Raw genomic sequence first — 20,373 nt, 5'->3', positions numbered from 1 at the left:
TCCCGACCGACACCCCTGGAGGACCACCGTGCGATCGATCTTCGTCAACCTGCCCGTGGCCGACGTCGCCACCAGCCGCGCCTTCTTCGGCGCCCTGGGCTTCACGTTCAACGAGCAGTTCTCCGACGAGAGCACCGCCTGCCTCGTCATCGAGCAGAACATCTTCGCGATGCTCATGACGCCGGAGCGCTTCGGCGACTTCGTCGTCGGCGAGGTCGCCGACGCGCAGAAGACCACCGAGGTGATGCTGGCGCTCTCCGCCGACAGCCGCGCCGAGGTCGACCGGATCAAGGCCACCGCGCTGGCGAACGGCGGCGCGGAGTGGAAGCCGGAGCAGGACCACGGCTTCATGTACGGCTGCTCGTTCACCGACCCGGACGGCCACGTGTGGGAGGCCGTGTGGATGGACCCGGCGGTCGCCTCGGGCGAGGAGTCGCCGGCCTCCTGACGCACGCACCGGCACCCGCTCCCCGTGGCGCACGTGGGAGCGGGTGCCGTCGTGCGCGCACTAGGGTCCCCGCCCGTGGGCATCCACCCGCCGAAGGTCGAGACGTTCGACGTGGCCGCCGGCACGAACACCGACCCCAAGGGGTTCGTGCGCGCCGTCGACCTCTACCGCGAGGCACCGTTCGGGCTCTACCTCAGCCGCGGCATGCCCGACCACCCGACGCTGACGCACCTGCGGTCGTGGCTGCTGCCCGCCCTGGGCATCCGCGTCACCGACTTCACCTGGCTGCCCGGCCACGAGCGCCTCCAGGACCACTACCTGGACATCGTCGACGTCACCCGCGACGGCGACACCTGGCACACCGAGGACCACTACGTCGACCTCGTCGTCCACACGGGCGAGCACACCGAGGTCCTCGACCTCGACGAGCTCGCCGAGGCGGTCGCGGCGGGTCTGCTCGACCCGGTGCGTGCCGAGCGGGCGCTGACCACGAGCCACCGGACGCTGGCCGGCCTCGCCGAGCACGGGCACGACCTCGACGCCTGGCTCGCGACCCACGACGTGGACCTGAGCTGGACGGCGTGAGCCGCACCACGTGCTGAATGACACCGCTGTCGTTCGGGTAGGGGGTCCTTCTCCGTCCCTCGGTCGGGTGGCCTAGGGTCCTGCGCCGTGAGCCCGGTCGTTTCCCGCCAGCTGGTCGAGATCGTCGATGTGCGCAGCGCGATGCGCACCCTCCCCCTCGCCCCCGAGCACGTCATCGAACAGCCCCTGGACCGTTGGCGGGTCGCCGCCTGGGGCCTGCGCACGACGGTGCTGAGCCCCGAGGACCCCTTCGTCCTCGCCGAGACCTGCTGGCTGCTGCCCGACCACGGCCTGCGCCTGCGCCGGCGGCAGCCACGCGCGGAGGGCACCGCCACGGCCACCGAGATCGGCGCGGTGCGGATCGTCGTCGACGGCGACCGCTGGCGCTGCACCGACCTGCTGCTCGGGCTCGAGGTCCTGCCGGGACGGCCGGCCCGCGTCGCGCACGACGCCGACTTCGCCGCGGCCGTCGCGGGCGGCGTGCTGTCCTCCGCGGACGCCGAGGAGGCCATGAGCACGGTCCACCGCGTGCTCGGCGAGCTGGGCGACGCGCGCCACGACCTCGACGCCTGGACCACCTCGCTGGGGGTCGGAGCGCTCTCGGGCCGCTGACCGCGGGAGGCTCCCGGCATGGGACCCCTCATCGTGGTCGTCCTCGGCCTGGTGGCCGTGGCGGGTGTGCGCGCCCTCAGCGACCGCGTCGGCGTGGCCGCCCCGCTGCTGCTGGTGCTGCTGGGTGTGGGCGTCTCGCTGGTGCCCGGGGTCCCGGCGATCGAGGTCGACCCGGAGTGGGTCCTCGCCGGGATCCTCCCGCCGCTGCTGTTCTCGTCGGCCGTGGCGATGCCCGTCATGGACTTCCGGCGCGCGTTCGGCGCCGTCAGCGGCCTGTCGGTCGTGCTGGTCGTCGTGTCCGCGCTGGTGATCGGCCTGCTGCTGGACCTCGTCGTGCCGGGGCTGGGGCTCGCCGCCGGCGTCGCGCTCGGGGCGATCCTGAGCCCCACCGACGCGGCGGCGACGGCGATCGTGCGCCGCCTCGGGGTCACCTCGCGGGTGGTCACCGTCCTCGACGGCGAGGGGCTGCTCAACGACGCGACCGCGCTGGTGCTCCTGCGCGCGGCGATCGCGGCGATCGCGGCGGGCGCCGCCGGTGCGGTGTCGGTGTCGGTCGGCGGGGTGCTCGGGCAGTTCGCGCTCGCGGTGGCCGTCGCGGTCGTCCTCGGGGTCGTCGTCGGACGGGTCGGGCTGCTCGTCCGCGGCCGGGTGCGTGACCCCACCGTCAACACCCTCCTGTCCTTCGCGACCCCGTTCGTCGCGTCGCTGCCCGCCGAGGCGCTGGGCGCGTCGGGGCTGGTGTCCGCGGTCGCCGCCGGGCTCGTCACCGGGCACGGGGCGGCGCGGCGCCTCACCCCCCAGCACCGCCTCTCCGACACCGAGAACTGGCGCACCGTCGAGCTGGTCCTCGAGGGCACGATCTTCCTGCTCATGGGCCTGGAGCTGACCCGCGTGCTCGAGGACCTCGAGCGCGACGGGGCGTCGTGGGGCGCCGGCCTCGCCCTCGCCGCCGGCGCGCTGGTGGCGACGCTGGTCCTGCGCGCCGCCTACGTGACGCCGCTGGTGCTCGCGGTGCGGGCGTCCGCGCGGCGCGGGACGACGGTGCGGGCGCACCTGCGCGACATGGACGAGCGCCTCGCCGCGGGCGAGGCGATCACGATCCGCGGCCGCACCGTCTCGCTGCCCGGACCGCGCCGCATGGCCCGGTTCCGCGACCGGCTGCGGCTCCGGATCGCAGACATCGACTACTTCCGCTCGGCGCCCCTGGGGCCTCGCGAGGGCGTGGTCGTGGTGTGGGCGGGCATGCGGGGCGCGGTGACGGTGGCCGCCGCGCAGACGCTGCCGACGACGACTCCGGACCGCTCCCTGCTGGTGTTCGTCGCGTTCTCGGTGGCCACCGCGTCGCTGCTCCTGCAGGGCGGCACCCTCGCGCTGGTGGTGCGCCGGGTGGCCCCGGCCCGGGCCGAGCTCGCGTCGCCTGCCGAGCGCGCCGAGCTCCTCGACCGGCTCATGGCGGTGAACCGGGAGGTGCTCGACCGCCACGCCGACGAGCCGGAGATCGCCGCGTTCCGCGAGCGTCTCGCCGACCGCGACGAGCGCCCCGATCCGGCGCTGGCCTCGCAGGGGCGGATCGCGGTCCGGCTCGAGATGATCGAGGGCCAGCGCGCGGCGCTGCTCGCCGCCCGGGACGAGGGCACGTTCACCTCGGCGGCGCTGGCGACCCTGCTGGAGAACCTCGACGCCGAGCAGATCAGCATCGAGCTCCGGGGCCGCGTCGTCGACCCGGGCTGACGGTCAGGGCAGCGCGACCTCGGCGCGGACGCCCGCGGGGTCGGCGGCCACCCGGCGGGGGTCCTTGCCGGCGCGGTCGCGGCTCTCGACGATCGCGCGCGCCTGCTTCGCCTGGCGCCGGTCCTTCGCGTCGAGCACGAGGATCCGGGCCGGTCGAGCGGGGTCGGCCGAGCCGTGACGCCCGCGCCCGGTGGACGGGAAACCCGCGACCGCCAGGGCCTCGGCGAGGTCGGCGCCCGGGCGGTCGGCCTCGACGAGCAGGTCGACGACGGCGGGCGCGGGCAGGCCGGGCACCGCGCCCGGGCCGACGTGCTCGACGCGGCGCACCGACTCCCCGGCGGCCACGGCGACGCGGGCGGCGAGGCGGCGGCCGACCAGCTCGCGGTCCTCGTCGGGCTCTTCGATGCCGGTGGGCGCCGGCGCCGCCCGCCCATGGCGGACGTTGTCGGCGAACGGGACGAGCCGCTCGTGCCACAGGCGCTCGACCTGCTCGCGCAGCGCGCCCGCCGCCCCCGCGTTCTCCAACCACACGTCGGCGGCCGCGCGCCGCGCCGCGTCGTCGGCCTGGGCGGCCATGCGGGCGCGGGCGTCCTCGACGGTCATGCCGCGGGTGTCGACGAGGCGGGTCACGCGGACGTCCACCGGGGCGTCGACCACCACGACCAGCGCGAACGCCGCGCCCATCCCGTTCTCGACCAGCAGCGGGACGTCGTGCACGACCACCGCGTCCTCGTCGGCCTCGGCCACCATCTCCGCGGTCCGCGCGCCGATGCGGGGGTGCAGGATCGCGTTGAGCTGCTGGCGCTTGGCGTCGTCGCCGAACACCACGCGGCCCAGGGCCGGGCGGTCGAGGGCGCCGTCGGCGTCGAGTACCTGCTCACCGAAGGTGGCGACGACCTCCGCCAGCCCCTCGGTGCCGGGCTCCACCACCTCGCGGGCGATGCGGTCGGCGTCGATCACCACCGCGCCCAGCTCGGTCAGCGTCTCCGCGACCGTCGACTTCCCCGCCCCGATCCCTCCGGTCAGCCCGAGCCTCAGCACCCCGCCAGTCTGCCCACCGCCCGGGAACATCACTCGACCCGGGGTCGAGAGTCTGCGGCGAGTCCCTCACGCCTCGTGCGTCACAGCGCTATCGTCACGCCTCACCTGCACCACACCCGAACGTCGAGGAGTCGCGCGTGTTCCGTCCACGCCCCGCCGGTCGCCACCGTCTCGGCGCGCCCGGCCTGGTCTGGTGCCGCGCCCTCCCCCAGGTCGCCGCCGCCCTCGCCGCGCCGCACATCGCCCGCCGGGGTCTCGTCGAGCGCCTCCTCGCGAGCTCGCGCCACCTGCGCCCCGCCGTCGCGGGCCCCGCGCCGCGCTCGGCGCCGCGCGCCGCCGTCGCCTGACGCTCCCGGCGTCGCCTCGGCCTCGCCGCCCGTGCGCAGCGAGGGCGTCCCTCGCTGCGTCCCACGCACCCGAGGCGTCCCTCGCCCGCGCGCCCGGGGTCTACCCGCCGGCGATCACCCCGTGATCAACGGGGACTTCGCGCGCGTAAGGCAGCGAGTCAGGGGAGCACGCCGACAGGGCGTTCGCTGCCACGCACCAGGCCCCGGAACGACGACGGGCCCCCACCCCGCGAGGGGTGAGGGCCCGAGGTCGAGCAGGCGTGCTGTCGATCAGCCGCCGGAGAGCTTCTCGCGGAGCGCGGCGAGCTGGGCGTCGCTGGCGAGCGCGCCGCCACCGCTCTGCGAGGGCGGGCCCTGGCCCGGGTCCGCCTCGTCGTTGTCGGCCTCGGCGGCGTCGCTGCCGCCACCGGCCGACGGGCCGCCCGAGGAGTAGTTGGCCGGCGCCGCCTCGGCGGCCTCGGCCTCCTGCTCCTGGGTGCGCTGCAGCTGCGCGATGTGCTGCTCGTAGCGGGCGTACGCCGCGGCGTACTGGCGCTCCCACTCCTCGCGCTGGGTGTCGTAACCCTCGCGCCAGTCGCCCGAGTCGGGGTCGAAGCCCTCGGGGTAGATGTAGTTGCCGGCGTCGTCGTACTCGGCCGCCATGCCGTAGAGCGCCGGGTCGAACTCGGTCTCGGTCGTCATGCCCTCGTTCGCCTGCTTCAGCGAGAGCGAGATGCGGCGACGGTCGAGGTCGATGTCGATGACCTTGACCATGACGTCGTTGCCGACCTGGACGACCTGCTCCGGCACCTCGACGTGGCGCTCGGCCAGCTCGGAGATGTGGACCAGGCCCTCGATGCCCTCGTCCACGCGGACGAACGCACCGAACGGCACGAGCTTCGTGACCTTGCCGGGCACGATCTGGCCGATCTGGTGGGTGCGGGCGAACTGGCGCCACGGGTCTTCCTGCGTCGCCTTGAGCGACAGCGAGACCCGCTCGCGGTCGAGGTCGACGTCGAGGACCTCGACCTTGACCTCCTGGCCCACCTCGACCACCTCGGAGGGGTGGTCGATGTGCTTCCAGGACAGCTCGGAGACGTGGACCAGACCGTCGACGCCGCCGAGGTCGACGAACGCGCCGAAGTTGACGATCGACGAGACCTGGCCGGACCGGATCTGGCCCTTGGCGAGCTGGTTGAGGAACTCGCTGCGGACGGCCGACTGGGTCTGCTCCAGCCACGCGCGGCGGGACAGCACCACGTTGTTGCGGTTCTTGTCCAGCTCGATGATCTTGGCCTCGATCTCCTTGCCCACGTAGGGCTGGAGGTCGCGGACGCGGCGCATCTCCACCAGGGAGGCGGGGAGGAAGCCGCGGAGGCCGATGTCGAGGATGAGGCCACCCTTGACGACCTCGATGACGGTGCCCTTGACGGGCTCGTCGTTGTCCTTGAGCTGCTCGATCGTGCCCCAGGCGCGCTCGTACTGCGCGCGCTTCTTGGACAGGATCAGCCGGCCCTCCTTGTCCTCCTTCTGGAGGACGAGGGCTTCGACCTCGTCGCCGACGGCGACGACCTCGTTGGGGTCGACATCGTGCTTGATGGACAGCTCGCGCGAGGGGATGACCCCCTCGGTCTTGTAGCCGATGTCGAGGAGGACCTCGTCTCGGTCGACCTTGACGATCGTGCCTTCGACGATGTCGCCATCGTTGAAGTACTTGATCGTCTCGTCGATGGCGGCGAGGAAGTCCGCTTCCGACCCGATGTCGTTGATCGCGACCTGAGGGCTGGTCGACGTCGGGGCGGTGTGGGTGTCGATGGACATACGGTGGACGGCTCCGGGAACATGGTCAGATCGAGCGTGCCAGGGACACCACGGAAGTGAGCCGTCGTCCTGACGCGTGCACCGGCGTAGCCCGCGAGCAGGACCGGAGACGAGGTATCGCCGCCCACCCGCTACCAGGGAAGGCAACGCGAGCAGGGCGAGACCACTGACGTGGACCTTCATCGTAACCGCGTCCGACGCGGCCCGGCAATCGGGGCACCCCCGACCGGTCCCCGGCGTGTCGCCGCGCTCCTCCCTTGGCGTGTCGCGTCCCGGGACCGTGCCAGGATGCCCCCGTGCCGACCCCGCCCCCCGAGCCGCACGCGAGCGCGGCGTCGGCGGAGACGCTGCTCGGTACCACCGGCATCGCGCGCCGCGGCGTCGGGCCGGCGGAGTCGAGCGCGGCCAACCGGGCCTGGTGGGACGCCGACGCCGACGACTACCAGGCGGAGCACGGCGCGTTCCTCGGTGACGACGACTTCGTCTGGTGCCCCGAGCGGCTGCGCGAGCAGGACGCGCGCCTGCTCGGCCCGCCCGGGTCACTGCGCGGGGCCCGCGTGCTCGAGGTCGGGTGCGGGGCCGCGTCCTGCGCGCGGTGGCTCGCGGGCGAGGGCGCGCGGGTCGTCGGCCTCGACCTGTCCGCCGGCATGCTGCGCCAGGCCCGGGCGGCCGACCGGCGCACCGGCGTCCCGGTGCCGCCCGTGCAGGCCGACGCCGGCGTCCTGCCCTTCGCCGACGGGGTTTTCGACGCCGCCTTCTCCGCGTTCGGCGCGGTGCCCTTCGTGGCCGACGCGGGCGCGGTGATGCGGGAGGTGGCGCGGGTGCTGCGCCCCGGCGCCCCGTGGGTGTTCGCGGTGAACCACCCGATGCGCTGGGCCTTCCCCGACGACCCCGGCCCCGACGGGCTGACCGTCTCGCAGTCGTACTTCGACCGCACCCCGTACGCCGAGGTCGACGACGAGGGCCGCGTGACCTACGTCGAGCACCACCGCACGCTGGGCGACCGCGTCGACGACGTCGTCGGCGCCGGGCTGGTGCTCGAGCGGCTCGTCGAGCCCGAGTGGCCGGACGACCTCGACGCGGAGTGGGGCCAGTGGTCGCCGTTGCGGGGCACGCTCTTCCCCGGCACGGCGATCTTCTGCTGCCGGCGTCCGGGGTCGTCGTGATCGGCCGCGCGCGGGCGACGCCGTCGGGGCGCGTCCCCGAGGTCGTGCTCACCGAGCTGCTCCGCGACCAGCAGCGCCGCTTCGCCGAGATCGACCCGGACCTGCCGCAGGCCGTGCTGCCGCCGCCGGGCGAGGTGGTGGTCGTCGGCGACGACGCGGGCGGGGAGGTCGCGGGCGTCCTGACCCAGCACACGTGGCCCGCGGGCAGCGCGCCGCTGCTGTGGTCGGCCGCCGAGGTCACCGAGCTGCACCCGGTGCTCGGCGGCGCCGGGCGCGCCGGCGTGGACCGCCTGCTCGCCGAGTGGCGGACCCGTCTGCCCGCCCGCGCGCGCCACGCCGCGGACTCCGCCGCGGTGGTCACCTGGCCCAGCCGCGACGTCGTCGCCGCCCGCGCCTTCCTCGACCACGGCCTCGTCCCGCTGGCCGTGCTCGCGATCCGCAGGCCCGGGCCGCCCACCACCCCGATCGTCGCGGCCCCGCCCGGCGACGCGCTGCGGGTGCGGCGCGCCCGCGACGACGACCTCGAGGCCTGCGTGGGCCTGGCGATGCACGAGATCGCCTACTCGAGCATGGTCGGCGGCAGCGTCCTGCGCCCGGACGCCGAGGCGGTCAAGCGCACCTCGCTGCGGGAGCGGTTCGCCCGCGACGAGCCGGTGTGGCTCGCCGAGCAGGACGGCCTGGCGGTCGGCCTGCTGGAGTGCGGGCTCACCGACTCCTCCCCCGGCTCCTGGCTCGCCGGCCTCCTGCCGCCCGGGCGCTGGGGCTACGTCAACTGCGCCTCGGTGCTGCCTGGGCACCGCGGCGCGGGCGTCGGCCACGCGCTGGTCACCGCCGCGCTGCCCGCGCTGCTGCCGCCGGGCGCGCGGGGCAGCTACCTCTACTACAACCCGCCGAACCCGATCTCCTCGGTGTTCTGGCCGCGCCACGGCTACCGCCCGTTGTGGACCCTGTGGGAGGTCCGGCCCGCGACGGGCCTGCGCTGATCCCGGCCGCCGAGGGCTCAGGCGCTGCGGGCGAGCGCGTGCTCCACCAGTGCGATCAGCGCGTGCGTGCACGACGCGTCGTCGCGGGCGTCGACGTGCACCAGCGGGCAGCCCACCGGCACGGCGAGCGCCTCGCGCACGGCCTCGTCGTCGACGCCCTCGGTGCCCGGGAAGGCGTTGAGGGCCACGACGAAGGGCAGGCCGCGGTTCTCGAAGTAGTCGATCGCCGCGAAGCAGTCGTCGATGCGCCGCAGGTCGACCAGCACGACCGCGCCCACCGCGCCCTTGGCCAGCTCGTCCCACATGAACCAGAAGCGCGACTGGCCGGGCGTGCCGAACAGGTAGAGCACCAGCGAGTCGTCAACCGTCACACGGCCGAAGTCCATGGCCACGGTGGTGGTCGTCTTCTCCGGCACGATCGACGCGTCGTCGATGCCGTCGGAGAGGCTGGTCATCTGCTGCTCGGTCGACAGCGGCGGCACCTCCGACAGGGTCCCGACCAGCGTCGTCTTGCCGACGCCGAACCCGCCGGCGATCAGGATCTTCAGCGGCAGCAGCTCGCGGCGCTCCGCCGTCCGGACGGTGCCCGCCGGCCGGCCGGGCGCGATCCGATCACCGTGCACGGAGTCCATCGAGCAGCCTCTCCAGGAGTTCGCGGCGGGGGCGGCCGTCGGTGCCCACGAGGGGCAGGTGGACGGCGAGGTGGTCCTCGGCGGCCAGGTCGCTGACGAGCACCCGGGCCACGCCGATCGGGACGCCCAGCAGCGCACCGATCTCGGCGAGCGACTGCGGCGCCGTGCTGGCCTCGACGATGGCCCGCAGCTCGGGCGACATCGACGGCGACCGGGCGAGCCCCTTCTCGGTGGCGGTCACCAGGGCCTCGATGGGCATGTCGGCGCCCGCCACCGACCGGGTGCGGCCGGCGGTGAAGGCGTAGTTCGGGACGACCCGCCCGCCGTCGGTCTGCGGGCGCTGGCGACGGTCCACGCTCACGGCGCCATCGGGTCCCCGGAGCGTCCGCTGCGCGCGGCACCCGGGGTGAGGGCGTGTCCGACGCGTGCCGCCAGCATGGTCATCTCGTAGCCGACCAGTCCCATGTCGGCGGTGCGGTCGGTGACGACGGCCAGCGTCGACCCGAGGCTGATCGACGTCGCGAACAGGTAGCCGCCGGCCATCTCGACGATGGTCTGCGTGACCGGCTCGGACTCGAGCAGCGCCGAGGTGCCCCGGGCGAGGCTGACGAGGCCCGAGACGGCCGCGCACAGCTGGTCGGCGAGGTGCGGTTCGACGCCGTCGCTGACCGCCAGGCGCAGGCCGTCGGCGGAGACGACGAGGACGTGCCGCACGCCCGGGGTACCGGAGGCGAAGTCGGAGAGCAGCCAGTCCAGCCCGCTGTCGGTCGGTGCGCTCACGTCTGGCTCCCGGTGGTGGTCCCGCGCTGCGGGTGGTGGTCCTCGCGCGACGGATCGGAGCCGTCGGCGCCGATCGCCGACCGGGCCGCGGCCCGGCTGGCCTGGTAGGCCGACAGGGCGTCCATCGCGCCGCGGTCGGCGCCCGGCGCTCCCGGACGACGGTGCGACCCGCCGTTGGCGGTGGGGGCGGCCGCGGCGGTGGGCGCCCGCCGGATCAGCTCCGGCGCGAGGTGGGACTGGGGACGGCGCCGGGCGAGGACGAGCCCGTTCGGGCCGACCGCCGCCGGCTCGTCCTCCTCCGAGCGCCGCGGGGCGGGGGCCGCCGGCAGCGGGCCCGACACGTCGGTAGGCGTCTCGGCCGCGACCGGGGCGGGCGGCGGCACGACGATCGGGTGGATGAGACCCCGCCGCACCGGCCCGGCACCCGGGGGCGGCGCGTGCTCGATGGTCGTGTGCCCGTCGCCGGACAGGTCGGGGGCGACCTCCGTGACGTTCGGCGTCGCCTCGGTGGTGCCGGCCGCCGGGGCTTCCTCGCCGGAGGCGGCGTGCGCCGCGCGACGCCGACCGGCGCTCTGTTCCGCGTCGGTGCCGGGGCCGGCCTCCGCGACCTCGTCGGCGGTGGGGGCGCCCGGCCAGGCGTGCCGCCCGTCGACCGCGATCGGTCCCGAGGCCGGCGCGCCGTTCGTCCCGGACGCCGGCCCGCCCCGGTGGCCGTTGGTGCCGTTGCTGCCGTTGCTCGACGGCGAGCCGTGGCGCCCGTCGTCGTCCGCGGCGCCGCGCCGGGGCGCGGGCACCGCGGAGGCCGGCACGCGCTCCAGGCCGCCCCGGTCGCCGACGGTGGGCACGGTGGGCGCGGCCTCGGCGAACAGGGCGGCGGGCAGGACGAGCACCGCCGTCACGCCCGAGCCCGGGGTCGGGGTCAGCGAGACCTCGATGCCGTGGCGCTCGGCGAGCCGCGAGACGACGTGGAAGCCCAGGCGGCGGGCCGCCGCGGACACGTCGACCTCCTGCGGGTTGCCCATCAGCTCGTTGGCCGCGGCGAGCTCGGCGGGCGGCATGCCGATGCCGGTGTCCTCGATGATCACGATGTGGGCGCCCGGCGCGCGGTGGTAGGCGCGGCTCTGGATGAGCACGGGGGTCGCGGGCGGCGAGTAGCGCGCGGCGTTCTCGACCAGCTCGGCGATCATGTGGGTCACGTCGGCGACGGAGCTGCCGACGATCCGCGGGCGCTCGTCGACCGCGAGCGTGACGCGGTCGAGGTCCTCGGTCTCGGCCACGCCGGCGCGCACGACGTCGCGCAGCGCGACGGGCGCCGACCAGACCCGCGCCGGCTGCTCACCCGAGAGGACCAGCAGGCTCTCGGCGTTGCGGCGCACGCGGGTGGCGAGGTGGTCGAGCCGGAAGAGGTCGGCGAGCGCGTCGGGGTCGCGCTCCCGCTCCTCGAGGTCGTTGATGATGTCGAGCTGGCGGTGGAACATGCTCTGGTTGCGGCGCGCGAGGTTCAGCAGCAGTTCCGAGGTGAACTCCTGCTGCCGCACGCGGGCGTCCGACAGTTCCTTCGTCAGTTCCTGACGGCGCCGCTGCTCGTCCTCCGTGATCTTGCAGAAGATCGCCACGCCGAGGCACGCGAGCAGCACCGCGCCACCGTGGATCAGCGACCAGCCCCACGGATTGTGCTGCCCCCCGTGGTGGTTGAACATCAGCGTCGGCACGAGCGCCGAGCCGAGCCCGTGGCTGATCACGGTGAAGACGATGTTGAAGACGAACGGCACCCAGTGCTGGTACAGCGTCAGGAAGCCGATGATCACGAAGAACGAGAAGTGCGCCTCGATCGAGCCGCCGGAGAGCACCACGAGGCCCGCGGAGGTGGCGGTGAGGCCCGCCGTCACGCACAACGACCCGCTCAGGCGGCCCGGGCTGAACCAGCCCCCCGCGGCCGTGACCACCGGGATCAGTGCGATGAGGGTGATGAGCCAGGCCGGGTTCTCCAGCGCGAGCCCGAAGATCGCGAGCGCGGGCGACTGCAGGACGAGCAGGACGAGCAGGAACCGGTGACGGCGCTGCCAGGCCGCGTCGTCGACCATGTCCCCGCGGGGCAGGTAGTCCAGGACACGGGTCATGCGGGCGTCTCACCGTCCTTCGAGGCTCTGCGCGTTCGTCGGGGCCGGGACGAACGCGCGGAACCGTACACGCGCTGTTGACCCGTTCCGGCGGCAGAACGGCGGAAGTGCCACTCCCAGGGATACCGGTCGTGCACCACTTCACGGGGCGTCGATGGTCGCCTCCCGGCAGGGGCCGTCCGCCGGTTCTCGTCACGTCCGGAAGGGCGAAGGCGTTGCCGCCGAACGGCCGCACCGGAGAAGGATGCGCCCCGACGCGAAATTGCGGCCGAACGAGTACGGACATCCGCCGCCCGAGGGGAACGTCGGACCCGCCACCGCCGGCCCGATGCGCATCCGGCCCTGATCGTTCGTCCGCTCGGTCGCCTGCACACGACCCGAATGCACCGGGCACGGATGACCACGGCGCGTGACCACTCCCCGGCCCGCTTCCCGGGGGTTACCCCTCCGGACGGGGCCGCAGTCCGGCGGGATCCGCGAGGTCGCCGGGGACGTCTTCGGGACGTCGCGCGCCCCACTCGCTCGTGGCCAGCGCGCGGTAGACCTCGGCGAGGGCCTCGAACAGCGCCGGGGTCAGGCCGGCGTCGGCCTGGGTCGCGGCGATCTCGGTCATCTCGTCGACGAACCGCCACGCCTTCGTGGCGGCCGCCGAGGCGGGGGCGACGCCGGCGTCGGGGAAGTCGAGGCGCAGGTCGGCGAGCACGGTGTCGAGCACGCCGTGCGCCTGCGCGGTGACCAGCGCGTGCGCGAGCAGCGCCTGGTGTCCCTTGCGCACCGAGGCCGTGCACGCCTTCGTCGCGCTGGCGGCCCCGACCGGTCCATCGAGCACGAGCCACCGCACCCCGGGCGCCTCGAGGGCCGCCACCTCGACGGCCCGCTCGCCGGAGAGGAACACGCGGGTCGGGACCTCGGCGTCGGGGTGCGGCGGCGGGCCGGAGATCGCGCCGTCCACGAGGTCGCCGGGCAGCGACGCGGCGATGGCCTCGACCGTCGCCGGGGCCACCGCGTCCATCTCGACCACCAGGGGCCGGGCGCCCGTGCGCGCGCACGCCGCGCCCAGGTCCTCGCCCGCGGACCGGGCGGCGCCGGGCGGGACGACGACCAGCACCACGTCGACGGCGCGCACGAGGTCGTCGAGCGTGCCGGCGTCGGTGAACACCGCTCGCGCACGCTCGGCGGTGGCCGGCGAGCGCCCCGCGAGGCTCGTCAGCACCCGGTGCCCGCCCGCGGCGAGGCAGGCGCCGAGGGCGGTGCCCATGGCCCCGGGCGCGACGACGCCGACGGTGCTCACGAGCGGATCAGCCCGCGGCGCGCTGGGCCTCGGGGGCGTGCACGACCGCCGGCTCGAAGCGCATCGCCTCGTCGTCGACCCGGCTGCGACGCAGCGCGACCGCGTCGATCGCGTAGTTCATCGCCAGCCGCCACGGCGCCCGGGTGCCCTGCTTGGGCAGCTCGTCGATCGAGCGCTGGACGTAGCCCGCGCCGAAGTCGAGGAACGGGGCCTCCTCGACGTCCGCGTCGCGCTCGGGCACGGCGATGCCGAACCCGCCACGCTGCAGGTGCCGCAGCAGCTTCACGACGTACTCGGCGACGAGGTCGACCTTGAGCGTCCACGAGGCGTTGGTGTAGCCGATCATGTACACGAGGTTCGGGACGCCGGAGAGCATCATGCCCTTGTAGGCCATGGTGTCGGGCAGGTGCACGGGCTCGCCGTCGACGACCACCTCCGCACCGCCGAACATCTGCAGGTTCAGGCCGGTCGCGGTGACGACGACGTCGGCCTCGAGCTCCTGGCCCGAACGCAGGCGGATGCCCGTCTCGGTGAACGTCTCGATGTGGTCGGTGACGATGTCCGCGCGGCCGTGCCGGATCGACCGGAACAGGTCGCCGTCGGGGACCATGCACATCCGCTGGTCCCACGGGTCGTAGCTCGGGTTGAAGTGGGTGTCGACGTCGTAGCCCGCGGGGAGGGCCGCCTGCGTCGCCTTGCGCAGCAGCCCGCGGACGAAGCGCGGGAAGCGCTGGCTGATCTGGTAGAGCGCGATGATCTGGGCGATGTTCTTGGCGCGCGTGAGCGGGTCGGCGACGGCACGCGGGAGGAACCGCGAGAGCGTCTCGGCGACGACGTCGGTCCGCCCGATCGAGAGCACGTAGCTGGGCGAGCGCTGGAGCATGGTCACGTGCGCGGCGGCGCCGTGCTCGTCGGAGTCCTCGAGCATGGCGGGCACGAGCGTCACCGCGGTCGCGCCGCTGCCGATCACCACGACGCGCTTGCCGGCGTAGTCCAGCTCGGGTTCCCAGAGCTGCGGGTGCACGACCGTGCCGCCGAAGCGGTCGAGGCCGGGCAGGTCCGGGGTGTAGCCCTGGTCGTAGCGGTAGTAGCCCGAGCACATGAGCAGGAACGAGCAGGTCAGCGGCTCCCGGCCGGGGATGTCGAGGGTCCAGCGCTGGGCCGCGGAGTCCCACGAGGCGCGCGTGACGCGGTGGCCGTAGCGGATCTTCTCCGCGACCCCGAACTCCTGCGCGGTCTCGCGCACGTACTCCAGGATCGACGAGCCGTCGGCCAGCGCGGTGGCGCTGCTCCACGGGCGGAACCGGTAGCCCAGGGTGTGCATGTCGGAGTCCGAGCGGATGCCCGGGTACCGGAACAGGCTCCAGGTGCCGCCCAGGTCCTCCCGGGCCTCGAGCACCGCGTAGCGGTGGTCGGGCAGCTCGCGCTCGAGGTGACAGGCGGTGCCGATCCCGGACAGGCCCGCGCCGACGATGACCACGTCGAGGTGTTCGGTACTCACGCGTACCACCGTATCCGCCGGTACTCGCACGTACCACCCGGAGCCGGGTCACATCCCCTGACGGGTGGCCAGGGCGGCCAGTTCGGCGCGCGAGGTGAGGTCGAGCTTGGTGAAGATCCGCCGCAGGTGGGTGCGGACGGTGCCGGTGCCCATGAGCAGCTCGTCGGCGATGGCCTGGTTGCGCAGGCCGCGGGCCGCGAGGGCCACGACGTCGCGCTCGGTCGGCGTGAGGCTGCCCCACCCGCTGCGCGGACGGCCGCGCGCTCCGCGGGCCCGGCGGGCGAGGGCGACCGCGGCGTCGACGTCGAGCGCTGCGCCGTCGGCCCGTGCGGCGTCGTGGGCGGGGTCGTCGAGCGCCGACCCGGCCAGCACCGTCCCGGCCAGCACCGTCCCGGCCAGCGGGGAGGGCCGGAGGCCGCGGGCCCGCTGCGCGGCGTCGACGGCGGCGTGCAGCCGCACAGCGGTCTCGGCCCGCCCGGCGTCGAGGGCCACGACGGCCACGAGTTCCAGGGCGTCGAGGACGAGGAGCCCGAGCCCCGCCCCGTGGGCGGTGGCGAGGGCGTCGTGCGCGTCGGCGGTGACGTCGTCCCCCTGCCGGCGCCGGGCGGCCGCGTGCGCCAGGCCCGCCAGGACGACGAACTCGCGGGCGCCGCGCTCGCCGGCGCGGGCCGCCGCCAGCGCGGCGGCCTCGGCCGCGCGGGCGTCCTCGCCGGCGACGAGCAGGGCGACGGCGAGCACCGCGCCGGCCTCGGCCGCCACCAGCGTCAGGCCCTCGTCCGCGCAGCCCAGCAGCGGCCCGGCGAGCGCGGCCGCCTCCGCGGGCGCGCCGGCCCACAACGCCGCCTCCGCGCCGCCGAGGGCGACCATCTCTGCGGTGCCGAGGCCCGGGTGCTCGTCGAGGAAGGCGGCGTGGCGCTCCACCAGCGCGCCCGCCTCCGCGGCGCGTCCCGTGCGGCACAGCGCCCGGACCGCGGGCAGCAGCGCGCCGGTCGCGCTCACGGGCTCGCCGATCCCCACCGCGAGCGCGTGCGCGTCCCGCCCGTGGTCCAGAGCGGTCGCGACGTCCCCGCGCTGGGCCGCCGCCTCGGCCCGGATCGCGCCGTCCCACGCCCGCAGCTGCGGGTGCCCGAGCGCGTCGACCGCGGGCCGCGCGGCGTCGGCGCAGGCCACGCCGGCGCCGTGGTCACCCCGCCACAGGTGCGCGTAGGCCAGGCACTGCAGGGCCTCCGCCCGGCCCCACCGGTCGCCGGCGCGCCCGGCCAGCTCGGCCGCCGCCGCGAGCACGGGGTCGGCGCCGCCCGGGTCGTCGAAGGCCTGCGCCATCCCGAGCAGGATCATCGCGCGCGCCCGGGTCTCCTCGTCCGCCGCCGGGTCCTCGGCGACGGCCGCGGCCAGCCCGAGGCCCTCGGCCAGGTCGCCGGAGTAGACGGCGTGGAAGGCGTGCGCCCACCGCAGGCGGCTCCCGGGCCGCTCCCCCGCCTCCCCGGACGCCGCGGCGACGCGCGCCGCCCACGTGCGGCCTTCCCGGCAGCGCCCGCGCAGCGACCACCAGAAGGCGAGGTCGGCGACGATCCCGGCCAGGTCCCCGGCGGCGCCGTGTCCCAGGACCGCGCGGACCGCCGCCGCGTCGCCGTCGAGGCGGGCCAGCACCTCCGGGTCGCCGCGCTCCAGGGCGGCACGGGCGTCCGCGGCGAGCGCCCGGACCCACGCGCCGAGACGGGCCCGCGCCGGCGGCGCCTCGTCCGGGGCGATCCCGCGGGCGTGCTCGCGGACGGTCTCGAGCACGAGGTAGCCCTCGTCGCCGGGGAGCAGGCGCACCAGCGAGTGGTCGACCAGCTCCTCGACCACGGCGAGCGCGCCCGGCTCGCCGGCGGTGCGCGGCGGACCGACCACCGCGACCGCCGCCGCGAGGGAGCAGCGTCCCTCGATCACCGACAGCGCGGCCAGCGCCGTGCGCGCCCGCTCGCCGAGCAGCGCCGTGCTCCACGCGAGGCACGCCTCCAGCGATCGGTGCCGTGGCGCGCGGCGCCCGCCGGCGACGAAGGCGAGGCGGTCGGTCATCGCCTCCCCGATGGCGCGCAGGGACAGGCCGCGGGCGTGCGCGGCGGCGAGCTCGACCGCCAGCGGGAGCCCGTCGAGCGCGACGGCGACGCCCCGCGCGATCCGGTCGGCCTCCTCGTCCGGGGCCAGCGCCGGCCGCACGCGGCGCGCCCGGTCGAGGAACAGGGCGGCGGCGACGTCCGCGGCCAGCCCGTCCACCGGCAGGACCGCCTCCTCCGGCAGGCCGAGCGGGACCCGGCTCGTGGTCAGCACGCGCAGCCGCGGGCAGGCCGCGAGGAGCTCCACGGCGGCGTCGGCGGCGGCGTCGCGGACGTGCTCGCAGTTGTCGAGCACCAGCAGCGCGTCGAGGTCGCCGACACGGTGGGCGAACCGGGCCGGCGGGGTGAGGGCCGGGTCGTCGCGGATGCCGCAGGCGTCGAGCACGACCGACCAGAGATCGTCGCTGGGGGCGCAGGCCGCGAGCTCGACGACGCCGACGACGTCGGTCGCCAGCCCCGGCAGCGTCTCGAGCACCAGCCGTGTCTTGCCGCTGCCGCCCGGCCCGACGAGTGTCACGAGGCGCTCGGCCGCGCACCGGGCGTGCAGCGCGGCCATCTCGCGGTCGCGTCCCACGAACGACGTCGCGGCGGCGCCCCGCACCGCGCGTGACCCCCCCTCGGTCATGGCCGGGAGTGTGCTCGCGGTCGCCGACCCCGTCACGCGGGTGCGTCCCGTCTGCGCCCGGGTGTCCGGAAACCGGTGCCGGGGTCTGCCGTCCGGCAGATGTTGTCGCCGGCCGGCGACCCGAGGGTGGCGCCCGGGCGGGTCAGCGGGACCCGACCGATCCCGAGGAGCTGCGATGCGCTCGTCCACCGTCCTGCTGTCCACGACCGTCGCCTCGCTCGTGCTCTACGTCGCCGCCGCGGGCGCCCTGGGCACACCGCCCGACGCCACCGCGACCGGCGGCGAGGTCGCCGCCTGGTTCGCCGCGCACGGCACCGGCGTGCGCACCTACGTCTGGTGCCTGACCCTGCTCGCGCCCGTGGCGGGCACGTCGGTCGCGCTGGTCCGGCACCGGCTGCCGGCGCCCTACCGCGACGTCTACCTCGTCGGCGGCATCACCTTCGTCGCCGAGACCGCGGTGATGGGCTGGGTGTGGGGCGCGCTGGCGTCCCACGAGGCGGTGCTCGTGCCCGCCGTCGCCCGGACCCTGCTGGACGTGGCCGCGTTCTGGGGACCGGTGCTCACCGGCTCGACGATCACCATGCTCGCCCCGGTGGTCGTCGCGGCGGCCCGCGGCGCGCTGGACCTCCCGCGCTGGCTCGGCGTCCTGGGCGTCGTCGCGCTGGTCGAGCAGGTCGTCGAGACGCTCACGGTGTTCGGCCGCACCGGCTTCACCGCCCCGGGCGGCCCGATGAACCTCTTCCTCGGCGCGGTGCTCACGCTCGCCTGGTTCACCGCGCTGGGCATCGTGCTCGCCCGGCGTGGAGCTCCGGCTCCGCCGCGGGCGGAGGAGCCGGCCGCCCTCCGGTGAGGGTCAGAACGGGACCTGGGTCTCCAGCAGGCCCTCGGCCGGCGCGCGCCCGGAGAGGCGGCGGCAGAAGTCGAGGGCGTCGAAGCACAGCTCCGGGCCGCCGGCGCCTCGGCTCCACCGCCCGCCGGCCGCGCCGGTGAGCTCCAGGTGGAAGGGCCGGCCGTGGCGGGCCGCCCACTCCCCGACGACGTCGTCGACGAGGACGCCGTCGTGCTCGGGGGTGAGGACCATCGTCGCCCCGCACGCGTCGGTGATGTCGACGCGGTGCAGCCACGGGTCGCGGGTCAGGATCGTCTCCCAGAGGTAGCCCATGGTCCACACGTCGCCGGGCTCGTTGACCATGGTCATGCGCCGCGTGAGCGACGTCGCGCGCGCCCGGCTGCGGGCCGCCCTCGGCCCGACCGCGGCGTAGGCCGCGGCGATCGCGGCACCGTCCAGGTCCGCGTGCTCCTCGACCTGCAGGGCCGTCAGCTCGTCGATGAACGCGCTGCCGCGCCGCTTGCTGCGGATCGTCGCTCTGAGGTTCTGGCGCACCATCTCGGGCGTCGTCGCGATCATCTCCGCCATGCCGAGGCAGTGGGCCGCGACCGCGCGGACGTCCCAACCGGGGCAGACCGTGGGCGCGCGCCACTGGTCGGCGCCGAGGCCGGCGAGCAGGTCGGCGAACCGCTGGTACTCCGTGGCGGCGAGGCGGTCGGCGGTGGTCCGGTCGAGCGTCGAGGTGCGTGGCGGCGGCTTCGCGGTGGTCGTGGCGGTGGCGGTCATGGTTTCCCCTGGAGCTTCGGGCCGGGCAGACCCGTGTGGTCGGCGTACATGTCGATGGCGCGGGGCAGCAGGCGCTGCCACCGGTCGCCGCCGGGGTCGTTGGCGAGCTGCTGCTCGACCATGGCCCCGACCAGGGCGGTGAAGATGTCCCGGTCGTCCGGGTCGTCGAGGCCGAGGCGGTGCAGCAGCGCGACGAGCTGCTCCATGACGGCGAGCGACGGGGCGTACGCCGCCGGCGAGGGCCGGAACCCGGGTACGACGGCGGTGTCCATGAGCTGGTGGCGGACCGGGTCGTCGACGGCGAACGCGAAGTAGGTGCGGGCCACGAGGAGCAGGACCTCGCGCGGCGCCTCGGGCAGGGCGGCCTGGGCGGCGTCGGCGGCGGCCCGGTACTGCTCCCAGGCCTGCCCGAACATCGCGTCGATGATCGCGGTCTTGGACGCGTAGTGCCCGTACAGCGAGGGCGCGCGCATCCCGATCCGCTCCGCGACCTCCTTGAGGGTCAACGCGGCGAACCCCCGCTCCCGCGCCACCTCCCAGGCGGCCTCCACGATCTCCGCCCGCGTTGCCTCACGGCGTTCGGCACGGCGATCGCGTCTCGGTTTGTCCAACACGATTAGCAGTGTCGAACGTCGTTAGGCATCGCGTCCAGCGGCCGGACGGGTGGCACGATCCCGCGATGGCCCGCTGGCGACGCGACTTCCTGCGCGAGGTGACGGACGGGCTCGGACGTCTCGGGCTGTCCTCCTGCCCGGTGTGCGGGGGCAGCGAGCTGCAGGTGCTCGCGCGCCCGCGGCTGCTGCTCGTCGGGGGCCGCGGCGCCCGGGGCTGGCTGCAGCCCCCCGACGCGGACGAGACGATCGAGTACCTGGTGGCGGTGCGCTGCTCGCTGTGCGGGCACCAGCTGCTGTTCGACGCCGAGCAGTACCGGCACGGCGACGGGTCGCTGCTGGTGCGCGGGGACGCCGAGGAGGAGACCGCGCCGGGCGAGGGCTGA

At 75.5% G+C, this 20,373-nt stretch carries 20 protein-coding genes; 9 read left to right on the top strand and 11 right to left on the bottom strand.

Going from position 1 to position 20,373, the window contains the following annotated elements:
• Positions 1 to 28: 28 nt before the first annotated feature.
• From ACQPX6_RS13775 to ACQPX6_RS13760, 4 genes are all read left to right on the top strand, one after another.
• Positions 29 to 448: a VOC family protein gene (locus ACQPX6_RS13775; RefSeq protein ID WP_433787880.1), complete on the top strand. Its 420-nt coding sequence runs from the start codon at positions 29 to 31 to the stop codon at positions 446 to 448.
• A 75-nt stretch (positions 449 to 523) separates the two neighbouring features.
• Positions 524 to 1,033, top strand: coding sequence for a DUF402 domain-containing protein (locus ACQPX6_RS13770; protein ID WP_433787879.1), 510 nt, complete (start codon positions 524 to 526; stop codon positions 1,031 to 1,033).
• An 87-nt stretch (positions 1,034 to 1,120) separates the two neighbouring features.
• A complete protein-coding gene (locus ACQPX6_RS13765) occupies positions 1,121 to 1,645 on the top strand; it encodes a DUF402 domain-containing protein (protein WP_433787878.1) in 525 nt (174 codons plus the stop codon).
• 18 nt (positions 1,646 to 1,663) lie between these two features.
• The gene (locus ACQPX6_RS13760) at positions 1,664 to 3,376 is read left to right on the top strand and encodes a cation:proton antiporter (RefSeq protein ID WP_433787877.1); all 1,713 of its coding nucleotides are present in this window, start codon (positions 1,664 to 1,666) and stop codon (positions 3,374 to 3,376) included.
• Positions 3,377 to 3,379: 3 nt separating this feature from the next.
• Here the strand turns inward: ACQPX6_RS13760 and coaE are convergent, their stop codons facing one another.
• The gene (gene coaE / locus ACQPX6_RS13755; RefSeq protein ID WP_433787876.1) at positions 3,380 to 4,417 is read right to left on the bottom strand and encodes a dephospho-CoA kinase; all 1,038 of its coding nucleotides are present in this window, start codon (positions 4,415 to 4,417) and stop codon (positions 3,380 to 3,382) included.
• A gap of 137 nt (positions 4,418 to 4,554) precedes the next feature.
• Here coaE and ACQPX6_RS13750 point away from each other — a divergent pair, with 137 nt between their 5' ends.
• Complete coding sequence (locus tag ACQPX6_RS13750; protein WP_433787875.1) at positions 4,555 to 4,764, top strand: hypothetical protein; 210 nt, start codon at positions 4,555 to 4,557, stop codon at positions 4,762 to 4,764.
• A 270-nt stretch (positions 4,765 to 5,034) separates the two neighbouring features.
• Here the strand turns inward: ACQPX6_RS13750 and rpsA are convergent, their stop codons facing one another.
• Positions 5,035 to 6,564: a 30S ribosomal protein S1 gene (rpsA, locus tag ACQPX6_RS13745; protein WP_433787874.1), complete on the bottom strand. Its 1,530-nt coding sequence runs from the start codon at positions 6,562 to 6,564 to the stop codon at positions 5,035 to 5,037.
• 296 nt (positions 6,565 to 6,860) lie between these two features.
• Between rpsA and ACQPX6_RS13740 the strand changes: the two genes are divergently transcribed.
• Positions 6,861 to 7,730: a class I SAM-dependent methyltransferase gene (locus tag ACQPX6_RS13740; protein ID WP_433787873.1), complete on the top strand. Its 870-nt coding sequence runs from the start codon at positions 6,861 to 6,863 to the stop codon at positions 7,728 to 7,730.
• Complete coding sequence (locus ACQPX6_RS13735) at positions 7,727 to 8,713, top strand: N-acetyltransferase family protein (protein WP_433787872.1); 987 nt, start codon at positions 7,727 to 7,729, stop codon at positions 8,711 to 8,713. The genes ACQPX6_RS13740 and ACQPX6_RS13735 overlap by 4 nt, the downstream gene beginning before the upstream one ends.
• Before the next feature lie 17 nt (positions 8,714 to 8,730).
• Here ACQPX6_RS13735 and ACQPX6_RS13730 read toward each other — a convergent pair whose 3' ends face one another.
• From ACQPX6_RS13730 to ACQPX6_RS13700, 7 genes are all read right to left on the bottom strand, one after another.
• Complete coding sequence (locus ACQPX6_RS13730; protein WP_433787871.1) at positions 8,731 to 9,345, bottom strand: GTP-binding protein; 615 nt, start codon at positions 9,343 to 9,345, stop codon at positions 8,731 to 8,733.
• Positions 9,326 to 9,706, bottom strand: coding sequence for a DUF742 domain-containing protein (locus ACQPX6_RS13725; protein WP_433787870.1), 381 nt, complete (start codon positions 9,704 to 9,706; stop codon positions 9,326 to 9,328). The genes ACQPX6_RS13730 and ACQPX6_RS13725 overlap by 20 nt, the downstream gene beginning before the upstream one ends.
• Complete coding sequence (locus ACQPX6_RS13720) at positions 9,703 to 10,125, bottom strand: roadblock/LC7 domain-containing protein (protein ID WP_433787869.1); 423 nt, start codon at positions 10,123 to 10,125, stop codon at positions 9,703 to 9,705. The genes ACQPX6_RS13725 and ACQPX6_RS13720 overlap by 4 nt, the downstream gene beginning before the upstream one ends.
• The gene (locus ACQPX6_RS13715; RefSeq protein ID WP_433787868.1) at positions 10,122 to 12,245 is read right to left on the bottom strand and encodes an ATP-binding protein; all 2,124 of its coding nucleotides are present in this window, start codon (positions 12,243 to 12,245) and stop codon (positions 10,122 to 10,124) included. Before ACQPX6_RS13715 ends, ACQPX6_RS13720 begins: the two co-directional genes overlap by 4 nt.
• A gap of 439 nt (positions 12,246 to 12,684) precedes the next feature.
• Entirely contained in the window at positions 12,685 to 13,536 is an 852-nt protein-coding gene (locus tag ACQPX6_RS13710; protein ID WP_433787867.1) for a DUF1932 domain-containing protein, read from the bottom strand.
• Positions 13,537 to 13,543: 7 nt separating this feature from the next.
• Positions 13,544 to 15,037, bottom strand: coding sequence for a flavin-containing monooxygenase (locus ACQPX6_RS13705; RefSeq protein ID WP_433787866.1), 1,494 nt, complete (start codon positions 15,035 to 15,037; stop codon positions 13,544 to 13,546).
• Between the two features lie 48 nt (positions 15,038 to 15,085).
• Entirely contained in the window at positions 15,086 to 17,761 is a 2,676-nt protein-coding gene (locus ACQPX6_RS13700; protein WP_433787865.1) for a helix-turn-helix transcriptional regulator, read from the bottom strand.
• A gap of 175 nt (positions 17,762 to 17,936) precedes the next feature.
• On the opposite strand from ACQPX6_RS13700, the gene ACQPX6_RS13695 reads away from it, so the two are divergent.
• The gene (locus ACQPX6_RS13695) at positions 17,937 to 18,611 is read left to right on the top strand and encodes a hypothetical protein (RefSeq protein ID WP_433787864.1); all 675 of its coding nucleotides are present in this window, start codon (positions 17,937 to 17,939) and stop codon (positions 18,609 to 18,611) included.
• Between the two features lie 3 nt (positions 18,612 to 18,614).
• On the opposite strand, the gene ACQPX6_RS13690 is transcribed toward ACQPX6_RS13695, so the two are convergent.
• Complete coding sequence (locus ACQPX6_RS13690) at positions 18,615 to 19,376, bottom strand: maleylpyruvate isomerase family mycothiol-dependent enzyme (RefSeq protein WP_433787863.1); 762 nt, start codon at positions 19,374 to 19,376, stop codon at positions 18,615 to 18,617.
• Positions 19,373 to 19,927 (bottom strand): TetR/AcrR family transcriptional regulator, encoded by a 555-nt coding sequence (locus tag ACQPX6_RS13685; RefSeq protein ID WP_433787862.1) that lies wholly within the window; start codon positions 19,925 to 19,927, stop codon positions 19,373 to 19,375. Before ACQPX6_RS13685 ends, ACQPX6_RS13690 begins: the two co-directional genes overlap by 4 nt.
• Before the next feature lie 128 nt (positions 19,928 to 20,055).
• Here ACQPX6_RS13685 and ACQPX6_RS13680 point away from each other — a divergent pair, with 128 nt between their 5' ends.
• Complete coding sequence (locus ACQPX6_RS13680) at positions 20,056 to 20,373, top strand: hypothetical protein (RefSeq protein WP_433787861.1); 318 nt, start codon at positions 20,056 to 20,058, stop codon at positions 20,371 to 20,373.

It is taken from the genome of Actinomycetospora sp. CA-101289 (assembly GCF_050955895.1).
Lineage (GTDB): Bacteria > Actinomycetota > Actinomycetes > Mycobacteriales > Pseudonocardiaceae > Actinomycetospora.
Note: the sequence above shows the minus strand (reverse complement) of the source record. Positions and strands in the feature narration are given on the sequence as shown.

Bases quoted from the DNA above. Each gene is read 5' to 3' on its own strand.
- ACQPX6_RS13760 (WP_433787877.1), top strand. From the start codon at position 1,664: ATGGGACCCCTCATCGTGGTCGTCCTCGGCCTGGTGGCCGTGGCGGGT.
- rpsA (WP_433787874.1), bottom strand. From the start codon at position 6,564: ATGTCCATCGACACCCACACCGCCCCGACGTCGACCAGCCCTCAGGTC.
- ACQPX6_RS13730 (WP_433787871.1), bottom strand. From the start codon at position 9,345: ATGGACTCCGTGCACGGTGATCGGATCGCGCCCGGCCGGCCGGCGGGC.
- ACQPX6_RS13715 (WP_433787868.1), bottom strand. From the start codon at position 12,245: ATGACCCGTGTCCTGGACTACCTGCCCCGCGGGGACATGGTCGACGAC.
- ACQPX6_RS13700 (WP_433787865.1), bottom strand. From the start codon at position 17,761: ATGACCGAGGGGGGGTCACGCGCGGTGCGGGGCGCCGCCGCGACGTCG.
- ACQPX6_RS13695 (WP_433787864.1), top strand. From the start codon at position 17,937: ATGCGCTCGTCCACCGTCCTGCTGTCCACGACCGTCGCCTCGCTCGTG.
- ACQPX6_RS13690 (WP_433787863.1), bottom strand. From the start codon at position 19,376: ATGACCGCCACCGCCACGACCACCGCGAAGCCGCCGCCACGCACCTCG.
- ACQPX6_RS13680 (WP_433787861.1), top strand. From the start codon at position 20,056: ATGGCCCGCTGGCGACGCGACTTCCTGCGCGAGGTGACGGACGGGCTC.